The sequence below is a fragment of the Kiloniella sp. genome (assembly GCF_048270245.1).
GTDB lineage: Bacteria > Pseudomonadota > Alphaproteobacteria > Kiloniellales > Kiloniellaceae > Kiloniella.
The window spans coordinates 88,087-104,537 of sequence record NZ_JBLWTH010000002.1 but is presented as its reverse complement, the minus strand read 5'-3'; the positions used below and the strand labels follow the sequence as shown (position 1 = coordinate 104,537).

Here is a 16,451-nt window from a genome sequence, read left to right as displayed (position 1 = left end):
TAGATCCTTATGCCGGATAGGCAGTTGGTCTAACGTTCAGAAGGAGAAGGATAATGTTTGAGACAACACGCCGAAAATTATTGGGCGCTTCACTCTTAAGTGCAGGCATCACTTTGAATTTTACCGGGTTTTCTTCGGCTGCAAGAGAAATGAAAAAGAAAGGACGTATTTTGTTGGACAGTTATTCGGACTATCCGAAAGGACTAGAAGAGGCCATTAACTTTCCTTTGATTGAAGCAATCCATGGCCGAAGATCTCGTCGCTTTGCAAAAGGTGCTATAATACCTGATGGCCCCCTTGCACATCAGTCAACTGAAAAGCCTGAATCTTTGAGTGAAATGGAACAAATGCTCCTTCTTTCTACTGTTTCAGGGAACACAGGTTGGTCAAATTTGATACCTCACAATAGATTTTATTCCCCCAATATCCCTAATTATGCTGGCGCTGCCGGGGGGCGAACATTTCCCTCTGCTGCTGGTTTTCACACATCTGAGATATTTTTTACGGATGACAACGGAAGCTATATGATGCCGACCCGGGATATGATCCCAGAAAGTAACGGAGACATTGACCTTAAGTCGTACCTCGATACTCACAAGGCTAGGATCGTTAAGCTTGGCGAAGGGCGTTTAAATATTCCCAAAGAACCACAGCATATGGAGGTTCACAATGAATGGTGCGCCAATGTACCAGGGAGCACATTGATTATACCAGTAGCTGATTTAGCCCAGCATATGATTTTGGTTTTGTGTTATCTGGTTCAAAATGGTGCATGTCTGATTGATGATGTGAATGGTAGAGCTATTCCGGGTATGGATAAATTTCGTCAGGTTGTGGATATCAACAACCCATTCCCCCTTTCTTACGTAGAACAGTTGGCACTTACTGAGGTAACCGTCGAAACTTCTACGTCATGCTATGCCGGAGCTTTAATGCTTCAGGCGCTTGGGTTAGGTGGCTGGATGTATGAAGGTATTAACCCTTTCAGCATTTTAGGTGCCAGCGGAGATCCAAAGGTTCCTGGTTTGGGGTTTCGGTATGATATGCTTGATGGAGCTGCCTTTCCTCATATTACAGGTTTAGAGGGACATTTCGAGGGGCATACAATACCTCATTTTCCTGATATGCGTGCCGCGGTTATGTCTGTTGTTGAGCGTAAATTTGGATTGGGAGGACCCTTTAATGTTAATACAAAAGGGCCGTACAAAAAAACAGAAACGATCAGATCAAGTGCCGCGAGTTTCAGTCAAGAACAGATTGATTGTGTCGTGGCTATGGCTGATTACATATACAATACATTCGGACGTTTTCCAGCAACAGTACCAGCCATTTTTACCTTGATGTATCTTCAAGCTCATAAGCTAGATACAGATTTTTATGACAAGCACTTTGAAGCGGGTGCTTATTTGCGAACACATGCTGATAACAAAACAAATTGGGCGCGATAGTTCGGTTCGTCAGTAATTTTCTGAACTATAATTTATCCGTAAGTCTGACAGTAACCGTTTTAGGCTTACGGATATGTTTACGGTCCAGAATTCAAAGGAATCCTCGTATCGTCATTCCTTTTGCTGAGCTTTATCAAATTCGCTCTGTGAACTAATTATCGTAGCCCTAATTATCATCCAACTAAACGAAATCTTCGAACATGAATAATAGACAATTTCAAATAAAACCAGCTACTTACAATGACGCAAGAGATCTTGCTGAATTAGCAACGATAGCAAGTGATGGGCTCACCCAAATTACATGGCAGGAAATGCGTGAAGAAAATGAAACAGCCCTTGATGTTGGCGTACGGCGCGTAAAGAGAAATGAAGGTTCTTTTTCTTATCAGCATGCGAAAGCTGCTTATAGTAAAGGACAAGTCATTGCGGCTATCTTTAGTTTCCCCATAGAAGATAAAGATGTCATCGTTAATGATGATGAAATCCCGCCTTTATTTGTTCCCCTTGCATTATTGGAACAAAAAGCCGTTGGTACTTGGAACGTACATATTCTTGCCACTTATTCAGATTTTCGGCGAAAAGGAGCTGCTCTCGCACTTCTTTGCGCTGTAGAAGAAAGTGCGATTAAAGCAAAGTATCAACGATTAAGTGTCATCGTGCGGGATATCAATCCGGCTCGGAAGCTATATGAAGAATTCGGGTTTTATAGTGTCGCAAAAGAACCAATGGTTAAAACAGGTGTGTCATTGGAAGGTGAAAACTGGGTATTAATGTTTAAAGACATTTCTTGTTCTTAAGTCATTCTTATTTCAATGTGAAACCTTGCTCTTTTCCTTATGGTAATGAGATAAATCTCTACAAGGAAAAGATCAAGGCTCTTGGATTACATACACAATTTAAAGAGTGCATCATTTAACTTTTTCTTTAGCTCAGCATTTGTCAGCTGATTGTTGGTTCTGTCGAAATTATCTTCAAAACTTGGAATTGAAAGTGTCGCTTTCAAATCTGCGCCAAAGAAGGGTGCTGAGTTTTCAGCTGCTTTGAGAACGCTGCTTGCGCCACCCTGCCCGGTCGAGGTTGATAAGAACAATGACGGTTTATTTTGAAAAACTTTAACCTCTATACGTGAAGCCCAGTCAAATAGGTTTTTGTATGCGGCAGTGTAAGAGCCATTATGCTCTGCAAAAGAGATGATCAACCCATCCGAATTTTTGATCTTTTTGATAAAGTCATGAGCCTGTTGGGGATGGCCAAGTTCATCTTCTCTGTCTGTGCTGAACAGAGGCATTTCATAATCATTAATATCAATAACCTCTACCTCTACGTTTTCATACTTTTTCTCGAATATCTGTCCTGTATAGATGATGAGTGCTTTGTTGATAGATTTGGTACTGCTACTGGCTGCAAAAGCAAGAATCTTCATTGTATTGTCCTTCGACATTATTCGGACCTTTTTTAGGTGATCGCTAACTAAAACAAAGTGTGTTGTTGTGTCTTTGATCAACAACTTATGTTTTAAATAATTGTTCTGATTTTTTTCTTGTAGATCTAAAAGTAAGATATACTGTTCTGTAATTGGAACGATTGGTGGCGAAGTTACAAAGGATCTTTTATGATAAATCTGAATGATATGGTGTTGTTTGCCAAAGTGGCAGAGCTTGAAGGCATTTCAGCAGCTGCAAGGGTTTTGAATATTCCAAAATCACGGGTAAGTCGCCGTATCGCAGCCTTGGAAAGCGATTTGGGCGTCCGCCTTATAGAACGAACAACCCGTGCGGTTCAGTTAACTGAAATGGGAACAATTTTCTTTCATCACTGTCGGCGTGTTGTAGAGGAATCTGAGAGTGCCATAGAGAGTATAAATAATATGAGAGAAGCGCCCCGCGGAAATCTGAGGGTAAGTGTTTCTTTTGCAATTGGACAGTACCTGGTTGCGCCATACCTTGGAGAATTTGCAAAGTTATACCCTGATATTAAGATTAACTTGGATCTAAGTAACCGTCATGTTGATTTGATTACAGAAGGCTATGATCTAGTGATCCGAGTAGGTGAACAAAAGGATTCGAGCTTGATGACAAAGCGCATAGGTCAAGCGAGAGCAAAACTATGTGCTTCACCTGATTATATAAAAAATTACGGCTCTCCGACTTCATTAAATCAGTTGCCTGATCACAAGCTGTTAATGATGAGCGATAGCTATGATTTAAAGCAATTTATCTTTGAAAATCAAATCGGTGAATTGCGTTCGTTGGATGTGATGCCAAACAATACAATCAATGATTTCACAGCATTACGTTCTATGGTCGAGGATGGTTGCGGGATTTCGCTCATGCCTGAATACATTATTCAGGACGCAATTGATAAGGGCAAGCTCGTGCAGGTTTTACCCGATTGGCAGAGTAAAATTATAAGCTATTACGTGCTGTATCCAAGCCGAAAAGGTCTAACAAAAAAAGCCAGAGCTTGGATCGATTTTTTTGAAAAGAAATTTAAAATGAACACGCGAGCTTAAGTTTCCACGAGAAGACTTTATCTTTGATTTATAGGTCAGTCAGGGATTTATAAGCCAGCCCAGTAAAACAAATTTTCATAACAGCAGTTCCTGTGAATCAATATTCATAAGGGATTGGTCTTGTGAAAAAATTTTAATTCTTCTTACAAACTTGATTATCTATCTAAACCGACGCCTATGAAACGCATCTTTACTTTGAAAAAAGCGCCGATATCAAGAAAAGGCCGGGGCGGGATCCATGTAGCTGGTGCTGAAGCTAAACAATCATCGACAAGGTCTGATGAAATATTACAGGCGTAGTCAGCTAAGGCGGCACCAAAAGCCGTTCCTCTGCTAACGCCAGATCCATTATATCCACCTGCTAGATAGATATTGGGCGCTTGTCTGCCAAAGAAATTTGTAAAGTTTTGGCTTATCCCTTCAACGCCTGACCACGAAAATTCGAAAGGTACGTGCGAGAGCTGTGGAAAACGTTTCTCGAAAGCGGCGCGATGAATATCCTGTCGCTTGGATAGGAAGGTATCTGACATTAGGACAGCACCATGATATTCGGCCGTGTTTCGAAGGGAAATACGCTTATCCCGGGTTAGCCGAACTGTTGCCCCGCCGCTATGAAGGGAAAGAACACCCCATTCTTTAAGGGAACCCAGATTAGAAAGTTCATCATTTGTTAGTTGACGGGTGAAACTACCAGATAATGTGCTTCCCATGATATAGCGGTTTAAAAAGCCTAGTTTAGGGGCTTCGTAATTGGTTGCTACGATGACTTTATCTGCCGTGATTTGCCCGTTTTCTAACTCTAAATGGCAAGGTTCACCCTGATTAATTTTTAATACAGGGCTATTTTCATAGAGCGTAACGTTTGCTGGTAAGTTATCACCAAGGCCATGAACAAGAGCGGCAGGTTGTAATAATACACCTTTGGGAACATGAATGCCTGCTTGGTAGAGAGATGTGCCTAGTCGGTCTGTCAAATCGTCTTTATTTAAAAGAGTGTGTTCGTAACCGAGTCTGTTCAGGTGATCTTTGAAATTATCGTACTCTTTTAAAGATGCTGCATCAGCTGCCGTGTGATAGTAACCATCTTCTTGCCATTGACAATTGATTCCCAGATCACCTACCTGTTGTCGTAATAGATCAAGTCCTTGGGCATTAATTCTCGCTATCCGACGATAGTTTTTTTCTTGCTCTTTGTCGAAGGCTCCTGAAAATTGACTTATGGCCACAGCATAACCAGAATTTCGGCCAGAAGCACCCTGCCCCAACTGTCTTGCATCAAGCAGAAGAACCTGATCGTTAGGGTTGTTTTCAGCTAACCTTCTCGCTGCGGATAAACCGGTAACTCCAGCGCCGATTACAACCCAGGGCACGCGATGAGTACCTGTTAATGTTTTGGTTGGTTGTCTGTGGGGAAGAAGTTCTGCCCAACCGTGATTATCTGTTGAAAAGGTAAGTGGTGCCAAGGCCATGGAGTATATCCGAAAATACTTTTTATCCTAATTAAAGGCTGTCGCATAACAAGAGCTGATGGTCAATAAGTCAATATAGATTTTCTCGGATATAATTTGATTGAATTTCACGGTTTAATACCACGATCTAGGATAAAACCTCCGTCGTTCAGTAACATATTTATCGAGTTTTTGTTCATAAGAGGCCGGTAACTGATCTTCACTCAAACAAATGTCTTTTAAAATGTTGCTTTTCGAAATAGGCAATGTGTTGATTGTTGAGCTTACCGGTTGCAGGATTGATTTTGTGGACAAACGGTTATGCCAGAGACTATGTTGGACTTGTCCGTGTGTCAGAGGAAATCACATGCCAGCAAAGTGATTACTGGCTTGTGGCCCATAGTGAAGTACTGGAAAACCGCAGTGTCCTTGTCATCTGGGATTGGCTTAATACTTTTTTAAAAATGAGTGGAGTAAGTTTATTCTTTAAGGAAGTTTCCCTTTTTCATGCTGGTCAACAAGATATCCTGCTCCTGCCCCTACTGCACCACCAATAACAGCACCACAAGTCACGCAACCTCCTGTGACAGCGGTTCCAACCACCCCAACACCAGTACCAATAGCACCACCGCTTAAAACGCGTTGCTGTGTGTTGGATAGGCCACTACAGGCGCCGAGAAAAAGCGTTGCTGTTAAGATGATTGCGAGATGTTTATTTGTTTTTGTCATGACCAGCCCATGAAAGTTGTTTAATGGACATGGTTATAAAGTTATGAGGGGACAGTCGTCTTGTATCTATTTTGGTAAATTCATGTGTTATTAATGTGTCCCGCAGGGTTTAGTGTATTCGTGCTTTAGTGGATTAACGATTAACTAGGGCTTTCCTCATTTCTCTTTGTTTAGTGATCAATTTTCCATAGGTCTGATGCGTTACATGTTTGCGTTTGCTTATAAATTTTCTCGGCAAATTATATGGGGATGGATCTTTGTGTTTTCCAGCAGTGGATTAGCGATTGGATTAGCAAGCTATTGGTTAGGCGCTTCTACAGCATTGGAGCTGAGAGAAACGTCCATAGAGCGGTTAAGTCTCTACCAATCTAACCTGCTTGGTGAGTTGGACAAGTATCGATATCTTCCCTTTGTGTTATCGGGAAATGAAGATGTAAAAGATCTTCTTACAACCTTTCCAAATGATACGTTCTTTGCCAATAAGGTTAGTAGATATCTTGCAGAAACGAATAATAAGGCCGAAGCCAATGTCCTTTACATTATGGACAAGCAGGGAAATACACTGGCGTCATCAAATTGGCAGGATGATACGACTTTTGTCGGACACAACTATTCTTTTCGGCCCTATTTTCAGGATGCGATAGAAGGCCGCGAAGGTCGTTTTTTTGCAATCGGCACGATATCCGGCATCCCGGGCTTTTTTATGTCTCATCCTGTTTATGAAAATAACAGTATTATTGGCGCAACGGTTGTTAAAGTAAATCTGACACCCTTACAGCAACAGTGGAATGACGGTGGTGAGAATGTATTGATTACGGACGACAACGGAATTATTTTTTTAGCAAGTAAAAAAGAATGGCTTTACAAGAGTTTACGGAAAATTTCTGATACGCAATTACAAAAACTGAAACGTATTAAACAGTACGGAGATTCCACATTCGAAATACTTAGTACGGATGAAACGGGTATCGCTGGTGACATTGCCACGGAAGTTGATGGTGAAAAATACCTGGAAACTATTCAGAGCGTAGAAAATACAAATTGGAAAATTCATTATCTTGTTTCTATCGGTCCGGTTACCGAAAACCAACGGACAATTGTTGCGATAGGTATTGGGGTTATGATCACGTTACTCGTGCTTGCCTTGTTTATACGAGAGCGACGTCAGAAGGTTATTTCAGCCCGCCGGGCTTTAGAGGCCGAAAAGATGGAAGATATGAATCGGCAGCTTGAAATAGAAATTGAAGAAAGAAGAAGAACCGAAAAAGAACTCAGAGCGGCACAGGACGGATTGGTACAAGCAGGTAAGCTCGCAGCATTGGGGCAAATGTCAGCCGCGATTGCCTATGAAATAAATCAACCGATTGCAGCGATACAGAACAATGTCTCAAATTGTGGATCCTTTCTTAGAGAGGACAAAGACTGGGACCTTGATCAATCTTTGACTGAAATATCGTCTTTAACTGAAAAAATGGGAATGATTACAGGGCAGTTGAAAAATTTTGCTCGGAAGTCTTCGTTAAAAATAAGGCCAACTGATGTCGGAAAAGCAATAAATAAAGCTTCTCATCTGGTGCAACCGGTTTTTAAAGCACACGGCATCGATGTATTGATAAATACGGCCGCGGAAAAGATGCTGATAGCAGGTGATGAGACAAGATTAGAACAAGTCTTTGTTAATCTATATAGAAACGCCATTGATGCAATGGATGGAATTAAAGGTTCGAAAGTTGTGCATGTTGAAGCTTCGATTATTGGGGACCGTGTTAATGTGGTTGTCTCTGATACAGGAACTGGTTTCGAAGATCATGTCCTTAGTAAACTTTACGACCCTTTTTTTACGACAAAATCGAATAATGAAAGTCTGGGACTTGGCCTGTCGATTACCTATGGCATTATAAAAGACTTAAAAGGTGAGATACAGGCGTCTAATAATTCAGATGGCGGAGCGTGTTTTGTTCTGTCTTTTCCCCGTTATATAGAAAAGTAGATTTTATAAATGGCACAAGTTGAAGAGCAAAATGATCAAGCCGTCATTGATGGTCCGGTTATGCTTGTTGATGATGAAAGAGCAATAAGGGTTTCGACAAAACAATGGCTTGAGCTGGCTGGACACTCTGAAATTGACGACTTCCAAGATGCACGATCAGCACTTGAAAATCTGGATTGGCATTATCAGGGGATTGTAATTTCAGATGTCAAAATGCCGGGAATGGACGGACTTTCTTTGTTACGAGAGATAAAAAATATAGATGCCAATATTCCGGTGGTACTTGTAACGGGACACGGGGATGTTTCAATGGCTGTCGAGGCCATGAGAAATGGAGCCTATGATTTTATCGAAAAACCGTTCGAGCCAGAACATCTTTTGGATATCGTTAGAAGAGCATTGGAAAAGCGTGCTCTTGTTCTAGATAACCGTGCACTGAAACGAGATCTTGTTGCCGCCGAAGGGCTTGATGCACGTTTGGTCGGTGCAAACCCGATTATGCGAGCACTTAAAAGGGATATCATCGATATTGCCCCAACCAATGCTTCCATTCTCATTCAAGGCGAAACAGGTAGCGGAAAGGAAGTTGTTGCCAGTTGTCTTCACGAGTTTGGTGAAAACCCCAGCGGAAATTTTGTTGCCGTTAACTGTGCTGCTATTCCTGAGCAAATGGCGGAAAGCGAGTTCTTTGGTCATGAAAAAGGAGCTTTTACCGGGGCGCAAGCAAAAAGAATGGGAAAGTTGGAGGCAGCAAATGGTGGTACTTTATTCCTTGATGAATTGTCCTCGATGCCAATGGATCTCCAGGCTAAGCTTTTGCGGGCTTTGGAAGAGCGCAAAGTGACGCCTTTGGGGGGAAACGTTGCCAGACCTGTTCAATTCAGATTAATAGCAGCCCTTCAGGAACCGCCCGAAGATGCGATTGCCTCGGGTAGATTACGGGAAGATCTTTATTACCGTATTGCAACTTTCGTGATGGCAATCCCACCCCTACGGGTACGTAAAGATGATTTGCCAATTTTATTCAAGCTTTTGGCAAAACGTGCAGCCGAGACTTTCGGGAGGGAAATCGAAATGCCTGGCCCCGAAGGTATAGCCAGTCTTATGGCCCATAATTGGCCGGGAAACGTGCGCGAATTACGAAATGCTGCAGAGCGTTATGCTTTATCGACACGCCCTCCTGAGGAAAAACTATCGATCATTTTAAACAGTGAAAAAGAAAGTCAGGCAAGAACATCCCTCCCTCTTATAGAACAGGTACGTCTATTTGAGCGAAATGTTATACTTGCTTCTTTGGGACGGCATAAAGGAAATGTATCAGCAGTAATTGAAGAGCTTTCCATTCCAAGGCGTACACTTAATGAAAAGATGGCCAAGTATAGTCTTAAACGAAGTGATCATGAGTAAATGCTGAATTATGTATTTTGACATGTTTCGGCGGATTTTTGCCGATGTGCTGGGTTGAATTCGGCAGATACTTGCTAATCCTTTAGCGAGGGTTAAGAGAAATTAATATATATCAAATGGTTACAGAAATGTTAACTTGGCATAAGCTTTGCTGTTATACTGACTGGTAATGAGTGATCGTTATCTACAAAGTTCTTTGTAGTTTCAGTTTATAAAAAAAATAATTATCCTATGGGAGGATACTCATGCGTAAACTTACTCTTCTTATGGCAGCTGCAGGTGTTGCACTTTCAGCTTTTGCTGCACAGGCAGAACCTATCATTATTAAACTCAGTCATGTGACAAAAGAAACTGGCCATCCAAAAGGGGAAGCTGCTGCTCTTTTCGCAAAACGCGTTAATGAAGAATTAGCAGGTAAGGTTGAAGTTCAGGTATATCCTAACTCTACCCTCTATAATGATGATAAGGCGTTGGAAGCATTGTTGCTCGGTGATCTTCAAATGGCAGCGCCGTCACTTTCAAAATTTGAAAAATACACTAAAAAATATCGCATTTTTGACTTGCCTTTCCTATTTGACAATATTGAGGCTGTTGATCGTTTTCAAAACAGTGAAAAAGGTCACGAATTACTTGGCGCAATGGAAGACCGTGGTCTTCGTGCCCTTGGGTATTGGCATAATGGTATGAAGCAAATTTCAGCCAACAAGCCTCTTATCAAGCCTGAAGATGCTGATGGCTTGAAATTCCGTGTTCAAACATCTGATGTTTTGGTTGCTAACTTTGAAACACTTGGCGCAAACCCGCAAAAAATGGCGTTTAGTGAAGTATATGGTGCTTTGCAGCAAGGTGTCGTTGATGGTCAGGAAAACACTTGGTCCAACATCTACACCAAAAAATTCTACGAAGTTCAAGATGGAATTACCGAAAGTAACCACGGTATCCTTGATTACTTAATCGTGACATCATCTGAGTTTTGGGATGGTCTTCCAGACGATATTCGTGCTGATCTAGAACGTATTCTTGCAGAAGTTTCTCAAGAGCGTAATGCAATCTCTGCTGAAATTAACCAGGCTAACAAGCAAAAAGTTATTGATGCTGGTGGTGTTGTTCGCTCTCTAACTGCAGAACAAAAAGCTGAATGGCGTAAAAAACTTGCACCAGTTTGGGAAGAGTTCTCTGGTGATATTGGTCAGGATATGATCGATGCAGCCCTGGCTTCAAACTAATCCAAGTTTGATCTGAAAATCGTTTGATTTCTCAAATATAGGGGCTTACTGGCAGCAGTTAAGCCCCTTTTATTATCTGGAAGCAAAGTCCCATGAGCAAATTTATTACGCAAATTGAGGAAAGCTTCATCTCCCTACTAATGGCAGCGATGGTCCTGGTCACCTTTTCGCAAGTCGTAGCTCGGTATGTTTTTAACAGCGGGGCTTTGTGGGCGTTGGAGCTAACGACCTATCTATTCGCATGGCTTGTTATTTTCGGTATCTCTTATGGTGTGAAAACACATATACATATTGGTGTCGACGCCTTTGTAAAGCTGTTCAAAACACCGGTTCAACGGATTTTTGGTTTGTTAGCTGTTACAGCTTCGGTCATTTATGCAGGCATCATGTTTTACGGTGGTTGGATCTATGTCGGTAAATTAAAAAAAATTGGCATTGAGACCCATGATATGCCCATACAAAAATGGCTATTTTTATCTATTCTTGTCATCGGTATGGGACTTGTAATTTTTCGGTTACTTCAGGCTTTTTTGAGTATTCTTACTGCCAAAGGCGACTTTTCAATTCTTGGAGATGAAAGTAAGGATGCTATTGAGCAGTTTAAAGAAGACGATATGAGTGAGGAACAGAAATAATGGCCATTCTTGTTCTCTTTACTCTATTGTTCCTTTTGTTGTTGTTGGGGACGCCGATTGCGTTTTCCCTTGGTTTGGCAAGTCTGACAACGATCATTTTCTTTTCGAATGATTCTCTTGGTTCCATATCCCTCAAGTTTTTTGAGACAATGGAACACTATACGCTGTTGGCTATCCCTTTCTTTATCCTCTCATCCGCATTTCTTTCAACGGGCGGAGTTGCTCGTCGATTAATCCGCTTTGCAATGGATTGTGTGGGGCACTTGCAAGGTGGTATGGCAATGGCATCGGTTTTGGCCTGTATGCTGTTTGCTGCTGTTTCAGGTTCATCGCCGGCTACTGTTGTTGCTATTGGTTCTATCGTTATTGCGGGTATGCAAAAGGCTGGCTACTCAAAAGAGTTTGCAGCTGGTGTAATCTGTAATGCCGGTACGCTTGGTATCCTTATCCCGCCATCAATTGTGATGGTTGTTTATGCTGCTGCTACGGATGTGTCTGTTGGTCGTATGTTTATGGCAGGCGTTATTCCGGGGCTGATTGCGGGCTTGATGCTGATGATTGGTATTTATGTTGCCGCACGTGTCAAGAAGCTCCCTCGTCTCCCCAGAGCCACGAGTGCAGAAGTCTTCGCTGCCTTTGGTGATGCAATTTGGGGACTGATGCTCATTGTGATTATCATGGGCGGTATTTATGGTGGTGTCTTCACCCCAACGGAAGCTGCAGCTGTTGCCTCTGTCTACGCCTTTGTGATCGCTGTTTTTGTCTACCGTGATATGGGGCCGCTTAAAGGGCGTGAGGCTTCGGATCTTGGTGTGAGCGACTATTTGGTTGCTATTCCAAAGAGCGTGTTTGATGCAGATGTTCGCAAAACCATTTTGGAAGCTTCCAAAGTAACAATCATGTTGCTGTTCATTGTGGCGAATGCAATGTTGTTTGCCCATGTGCTAACGACCGAGCGTATTCCGCAAACGATCACCAATGCTATTCTTGAAGCAGGCCTTGAGCCTTGGATGTTCCTAATTGTTGTGAATATTCTCTTGCTCATTGCCGGGAATTTTATGGAACCATCAGCTATTCTGTTGATTATGGCACCCATTCTGTTCCCTATCGCTATGCAGCTTGGTATTGATCCTATTCACCTGGGGATCATCATGGTTGTTAATATGGAAATCGGTATGATTACCCCCCCTGTTGGCCTGAACCTCTTTGTGACGGCTGGTATAACGGGAATGCCAATTCTAAAGGTTGTAAAAGCAGCCTTGCCTTGGCTGATGATTTTACTGGTCTTCCTGATATTGATTACCTATGTACCTATCATCTCTACTTTCTTGCCGGATCTTGTATACGGCGCACAGAAATAGCATTTAGAAAGGGGAGCATAATTGCTCCCCTTTCTTATGGAATCTTCTTAATTATATTTTCTGGGATGAATAGTTAATGGAAATGAATGGCCGCTACATAATTAACGCACCAAGAGACAGGGTGTGGGCCGGGATGAATGATCCGCAGATTTTAAGACAGGCTATTCCCCGTTGTGACGAAGCTATCCGTCATTCGGATACAGAATTTACAGCGATTTTTTCTTTTAAATTAGGTTTTATAAGGCCTCGATTAGAAAGTTTGATTTCCTTGTCAGATATTAACGCGCCAAATTCTTATGTGATGTCCGCTGAAGGTAAAGGAAAATTGGCTGGAATGGCCAAAGGGCGGGCAAATGTAACCCTACACCCTATAGAAAATAATAAAACGCTACTGGAATTTCATGCCAGCGGCGATATGCAGGGAACAATCGCAGAGATGGCTTCTAAACTGGTAACAAAAACCGCACAAAAACTCGCAGATGATTTTTTTGCGCGATTTGATGAGGTGATTAGCAAAGAAGCTTAGAGTATCCGATCATAAGTATAACTGTGCGTCTATTTTTATTTACTGAGGACTTACATATTTCTCTAGGAAAGCCGTCACGTCTTTTTCAGCACCATGGTCATAAAGGTCCATATGAAATCCCTTTTCAAAAAAAGTTGCCTGCTTTTCACCTTGGACTGCATTTAATAATTTACGAGAAAATTGAACAGGAATAACGCCGTCTTTTTCGCCATGAAAAATAAAGACAGGGGCTTTGACGTCTTTTATTGCTTCATGGGATTTCCATTTGTCCTTCAATAGAAACCTTGCAGGTAAAAACCAGTATTTTGATTGGGCGACATCAGCAATAGAGCTATAAGGCGCTTCGAGTACAACTGCTTTGACGGCATGTCGTGAAGCAAGCCAGACCGCCATTCCAGTGCCCAAAGATTCTCCGTACATTATCAATTGTTCATCGGTATAACCTTGGCTTTTTAACCACTCCATTGCATCCAAGCCGTCGTTTTTAAAAGCTTGTTCTGAAGGTGTTCCGTCATGACCAGCGTATCCACGGTATTCGACTTGAAACAAGCCGTATCCAAGTTTCGTTAAGTAAGACAGTTTTTGCAGGCGGTCACCTGTATGTCCTGCGTTACCGTGGAAGGCAACAATTACAGGATAGCCCGGCTTTCTGGCTGGCTGGTACCAATGGGTCAGCTCTATCCCATCAGATGTTGTTAGGGTAATTTCCTGAACCCCTACTCCGCCGTATAGTTCTGGCTTGGCGCGTATTTCTGAACCAGGGTAAACCAGCTTTGTTTGCAACAGATACATTCCGACCAGTACCAGTGTATAGAATGTTGCTGCAAAAATTAGAAAGTTCATTAACTGGCTCCTGAAACGCATACCAATACCTTGTTATAAAATACCTATAGATCTGTACTTCATATGGATCGATTTATATATAGTATCTGAACGACAAATGTTGTCGGGAAATGACATGAAAAAACGTGTTTATGTCGTCATACCTTATATTGATTAATTCCTTATTGCCATCCATGGCAGTCGTGTTAATGAATAAACAGAGATAAATTTACCGAAGTTATCAGGGAGTGAAAGATTATGGATGTTCGTGCTGCGGTCGCCTGGGGTGCTGGCAAGCCTATGACAATTGAAACTGTTCAACTGGAAGGACCTCGCCATGGGGAAGTTCTTGTTGAAATGAAAGCAACGGGTGTTTGTCATACAGATTATTTCACTCTCTCCGGGGCAGATCCTGAAGGTCTTTTTCCTACAATTCTGGGGCACGAAGGTGCCGGGGTTGTTGTTGATGTTGGCCCGGGCGTAACTTCCTTGAAAAAGGGCGATCATGTTATCCCTCTTTATACGCCGGAATGCCGCGAGTGTGATTATTGTTTAAATCCAAAAACCAACCTTTGTCAGGCGATACGTTCTACACAGGGTCAGGGCCTTATGCCGGATGGAACAAGTCGTTTCTCCATGGATGGAAAAATGTTGCACCATTACATGGGCTGTTCAACCTTTGCGAATTACAGTGTTCTTCCGGAAATTGCATTAGCAAAAATTCGTGAAGATGCGCCTTTTGACAAGGTTTGCTATATCGGTTGTGGCGTTACTACGGGTGTTGGTGCGGTTATCAACACGGCCAAGGTTGAGCCAGGATCAAATGTTGTTGTTTTTGGCCTTGGTGGCATTGGCTTGAACGTTATCCAAGGGGCCCGGATGGTTGGTGCCAATAAGATTATCGGTGTTGATCTGAACGATGACCGCAAGGCACTCGGCGAAAAATTTGGGATGACAGATTTTGTTAATCCAAAAGATATTGACGGTGATGTTGTCGAGGCGCTTGTTGATCTGACAAACGGCGGCGCGGACTATTCTTTTGAGTGTATCGGTAACGTGAACACCATGCGTCAAGCGCTCGAATGTTGCCACAAAGGTTGGGGTGTTTCTGTGATTGTTGGTGTCGCCGGTGCGGGACAGGAAATCTCGACCCGCCCGTTCCAATTGGTGACAGGACGTGTCTGGAAAGGAACTGCCTTTGGTGGTGCTCGTGGGCGCACAGATGTGCCACAGATTGTTGACTGGTACATGGACGGCAAAATCAATATCGATGATTTGATCACCCATACAATGCCGTTGGACGATATTAACTCTGCATTTGATTTAATGCATAGTGGTGAATCAATTAGATCTGTTGTGCTGTATTAATTACATGCACACTTGAGGGACCTTTCTTTATGAAGGGTCCCTCTTCTCTTTTGTCTTAAAGTATTCTTCTATTGTTATCAGGTTTCTTTCCCATGACAGAACTCAACATTACCGATCTTGAACTTATTAGCGAAAACAAGATGTTTGGTGGCTTTCAGCGCGTTTACGCTCACGCTTCAAAAGTGTGTAACGGGGCAATGCGTTTTGCCATCTACCTGCCGCCCGCAGCATTAAATGGAAAGAAAGTTCCTGTCGTTACTTATCTTTCGGGATTAACCTGTACGGAAGATAATGTAACAGTTAAAGCGGGTGCACAACGAATGGCAAGTGAGTTGGGTCTGATTTTTGTTGCACCTGATACATCCCCACGTAATCAAAATATACCAGGTGAAGATGACAGCTATGACTTTGGTTCTGGTGCGGGGTTTTATCTGGATGCAACGGAAGATCCTTGGTCCGGTTCTTATAATATGTACAGCTATATAACGCAGGAATTACAAGAAGTTATTTCGAATAATTTTGCTGCTGCAGATATGAATAGGCAGGGAATCACCGGGCATTCCATGGGGGGGCATGGTGCATTGACAATTCATCTGAAAAATCCAGATCTTTTTAAAACCTGTTCTGCGTTTGCACCAATATGTGCACCGATGAGCTGCCCATGGGGGGAAAAAGCGTTTGGTGGGTATTTGGGGGCAGATAAGTCCAAATGGTCCATATATGACGCAACAGAGCTGGTAAAAGAATCATCATCGAATGCCACTCTTCTTGTTGATCAGGGAAGCGCGGATACGTTTTTAGTGGAACAGCTAAAGCCTGAACTTTTACAGGAATCTTGTGAAAAATCAGGTCAAAAACTGACATTGAGAATGCAAGACGGTTATGACCATAGTTATTTCTTTATGGCGTCCTTTATCGAAGATCATTTGAAGCATCATGTTGCTGGGCTGTCATAAGAAAAAAATTAACAAACTTTGCC

At 42.3% G+C, this 16,451-nt stretch carries 15 protein-coding genes; 11 read left to right on the top strand and 4 right to left on the bottom strand.

The genetic code is table 11. The features are described 5' to 3' along the window. The first annotated feature begins 53 nt into the window (after window positions 1-53). On the top strand, window positions 54-1,448 hold the full coding sequence (locus ACN0W5_RS05635) for a hypothetical protein (protein ID WP_417453219.1): 1,395 nt from the start codon (window positions 54-56) through the stop codon (window positions 1,446-1,448). Between the two features lie 200 nt (window positions 1,449-1,648). Further along, a complete protein-coding gene (locus ACN0W5_RS05630) occupies window positions 1,649-2,245 on the top strand; it encodes a GNAT family N-acetyltransferase (protein ID WP_417453218.1) in 597 nt (198 codons plus the stop codon). Between the two features lie 86 nt (window positions 2,246-2,331). On the opposite strand, the gene ACN0W5_RS05625 is transcribed toward ACN0W5_RS05630, so the two are convergent. Next, window positions 2,332-2,871 (bottom strand): NADPH-dependent FMN reductase, encoded by a 540-nt coding sequence (locus ACN0W5_RS05625; RefSeq protein ID WP_417453217.1) that lies wholly within the window; start codon window positions 2,869-2,871, stop codon window positions 2,332-2,334. Window positions 2,872-3,060: 189 nt separating this feature from the next. On the opposite strand from ACN0W5_RS05625, the gene ACN0W5_RS05620 reads away from it, so the two are divergent. Then, window positions 3,061-3,960, top strand: a complete 900-nt coding sequence (locus tag ACN0W5_RS05620) for a LysR family transcriptional regulator (protein WP_417453216.1) — start codon at window positions 3,061-3,063, stop codon at window positions 3,958-3,960. A gap of 155 nt (window positions 3,961-4,115) precedes the next feature. Here ACN0W5_RS05620 and ACN0W5_RS05615 read toward each other — a convergent pair whose 3' ends face one another. Further along, on the bottom strand, window positions 4,116-5,429 hold the full coding sequence (locus ACN0W5_RS05615; RefSeq protein WP_417453215.1) for an NAD(P)/FAD-dependent oxidoreductase: 1,314 nt from the start codon (window positions 5,427-5,429) through the stop codon (window positions 4,116-4,118). A gap of 465 nt (window positions 5,430-5,894) precedes the next feature. Then, window positions 5,895-6,137: a hypothetical protein gene (locus ACN0W5_RS05610; protein ID WP_417453214.1), complete on the bottom strand. Its 243-nt coding sequence runs from the start codon at window positions 6,135-6,137 to the stop codon at window positions 5,895-5,897. A gap of 259 nt (window positions 6,138-6,396) precedes the next feature. Between ACN0W5_RS05610 and ACN0W5_RS05605 the strand changes: the two genes are divergently transcribed. The 6 genes from ACN0W5_RS05605 (at window position 6,397) to ACN0W5_RS05580 (ending at window position 13,282) form a co-directional block, all read left to right on the top strand. Continuing rightward, window positions 6,397-8,127, top strand: coding sequence for a sensor histidine kinase (locus ACN0W5_RS05605; RefSeq protein ID WP_417453213.1), 1,731 nt, complete (start codon window positions 6,397-6,399; stop codon window positions 8,125-8,127). 9 nt (window positions 8,128-8,136) lie between these two features. Next, window positions 8,137-9,534: a sigma-54-dependent transcriptional regulator gene (locus ACN0W5_RS05600; protein WP_417453212.1), complete on the top strand. Its 1,398-nt coding sequence runs from the start codon at window positions 8,137-8,139 to the stop codon at window positions 9,532-9,534. A 245-nt stretch (window positions 9,535-9,779) separates the two neighbouring features. Continuing rightward, the gene (locus ACN0W5_RS05595; RefSeq protein ID WP_417453211.1) at window positions 9,780-10,760 is read left to right on the top strand and encodes a TRAP transporter substrate-binding protein; all 981 of its coding nucleotides are present in this window, start codon (window positions 9,780-9,782) and stop codon (window positions 10,758-10,760) included. 92 nt (window positions 10,761-10,852) lie between these two features. After that, a complete protein-coding gene (locus ACN0W5_RS05590) occupies window positions 10,853-11,395 on the top strand; it encodes a TRAP transporter small permease (protein ID WP_299379873.1) in 543 nt (180 codons plus the stop codon). Next, on the top strand, window positions 11,395-12,756 hold the full coding sequence (locus ACN0W5_RS05585; RefSeq protein ID WP_417453210.1) for a TRAP transporter large permease: 1,362 nt from the start codon (window positions 11,395-11,397) through the stop codon (window positions 12,754-12,756). The genes ACN0W5_RS05590 and ACN0W5_RS05585 overlap by 1 nt, the downstream gene beginning before the upstream one ends. A 76-nt stretch (window positions 12,757-12,832) precedes the next feature. Further along, entirely contained in the window at window positions 12,833-13,282 is a 450-nt protein-coding gene (locus tag ACN0W5_RS05580) for a CoxG family protein (protein ID WP_417453209.1), read from the top strand. Window positions 13,283-13,321: 39 nt separating this feature from the next. On the opposite strand, the gene ACN0W5_RS05575 is transcribed toward ACN0W5_RS05580, so the two are convergent. Beyond that, window positions 13,322-14,125, bottom strand: a complete 804-nt coding sequence (locus ACN0W5_RS05575) for an alpha/beta hydrolase (protein WP_417453208.1) — start codon at window positions 14,123-14,125, stop codon at window positions 13,322-13,324. Between the two features lie 237 nt (window positions 14,126-14,362). Between ACN0W5_RS05575 and ACN0W5_RS05570 the strand changes: the two genes are divergently transcribed. Both ACN0W5_RS05570 and fghA read left to right on the top strand, forming a co-directional pair. After that, window positions 14,363-15,472 carry an S-(hydroxymethyl)glutathione dehydrogenase/class III alcohol dehydrogenase gene (locus ACN0W5_RS05570; protein ID WP_299379886.1) on the top strand — a complete coding sequence of 370 codons (1,110 nt, stop codon included), beginning with the start codon at window positions 14,363-14,365 and terminating at the stop codon, window positions 15,470-15,472. Window positions 15,473-15,564: 92 nt separating this feature from the next. Next, the gene (gene fghA / locus ACN0W5_RS05565; protein WP_417453207.1) at window positions 15,565-16,428 is read left to right on the top strand and encodes an S-formylglutathione hydrolase; all 864 of its coding nucleotides are present in this window, start codon (window positions 15,565-15,567) and stop codon (window positions 16,426-16,428) included. Window positions 16,429-16,451 lie beyond the last annotated feature (23 nt).

What these genes read in the sequence shown, in the direction of transcription:
- ACN0W5_RS05635 (WP_417453219.1), top strand. Translation starts at nt 54, where the DNA reads ATGTTTGAGACAACACGCCGAAAATTATTGGGCGCTTCACTCTTAAGT.
- ACN0W5_RS05630 (WP_417453218.1), top strand. Translation starts at nt 1,649, where the DNA reads ATGAATAATAGACAATTTCAAATAAAACCAGCTACTTACAATGACGCA.
- ACN0W5_RS05625 (WP_417453217.1), bottom strand. Translation starts at nt 2,871, where the DNA reads ATGAAGATTCTTGCTTTTGCAGCCAGTAGCAGTACCAAATCTATCAAC.
- ACN0W5_RS05620 (WP_417453216.1), top strand. Translation starts at nt 3,061, where the DNA reads ATGATAAATCTGAATGATATGGTGTTGTTTGCCAAAGTGGCAGAGCTT.
- ACN0W5_RS05615 (WP_417453215.1), bottom strand. Translation starts at nt 5,429, where the DNA reads ATGGCCTTGGCACCACTTACCTTTTCAACAGATAATCACGGTTGGGCA.
- ACN0W5_RS05610 (WP_417453214.1), bottom strand. Translation starts at nt 6,137, where the DNA reads ATGACAAAAACAAATAAACATCTCGCAATCATCTTAACAGCAACGCTT.
- ACN0W5_RS05600 (WP_417453212.1), top strand. Translation starts at nt 8,137, where the DNA reads ATGGCACAAGTTGAAGAGCAAAATGATCAAGCCGTCATTGATGGTCCG.
- ACN0W5_RS05595 (WP_417453211.1), top strand. Translation starts at nt 9,780, where the DNA reads ATGCGTAAACTTACTCTTCTTATGGCAGCTGCAGGTGTTGCACTTTCA.
- ACN0W5_RS05590 (WP_299379873.1), top strand. Translation starts at nt 10,853, where the DNA reads ATGAGCAAATTTATTACGCAAATTGAGGAAAGCTTCATCTCCCTACTA.
- ACN0W5_RS05585 (WP_417453210.1), top strand. Translation starts at nt 11,395, where the DNA reads ATGGCCATTCTTGTTCTCTTTACTCTATTGTTCCTTTTGTTGTTGTTG.
- ACN0W5_RS05580 (WP_417453209.1), top strand. Translation starts at nt 12,833, where the DNA reads ATGGAAATGAATGGCCGCTACATAATTAACGCACCAAGAGACAGGGTG.
- ACN0W5_RS05575 (WP_417453208.1), bottom strand. Translation starts at nt 14,125, where the DNA reads ATGAACTTTCTAATTTTTGCAGCAACATTCTATACACTGGTACTGGTC.
- ACN0W5_RS05570 (WP_299379886.1), top strand. Translation starts at nt 14,363, where the DNA reads ATGGATGTTCGTGCTGCGGTCGCCTGGGGTGCTGGCAAGCCTATGACA.
- fghA (WP_417453207.1), top strand. Translation starts at nt 15,565, where the DNA reads ATGACAGAACTCAACATTACCGATCTTGAACTTATTAGCGAAAACAAG.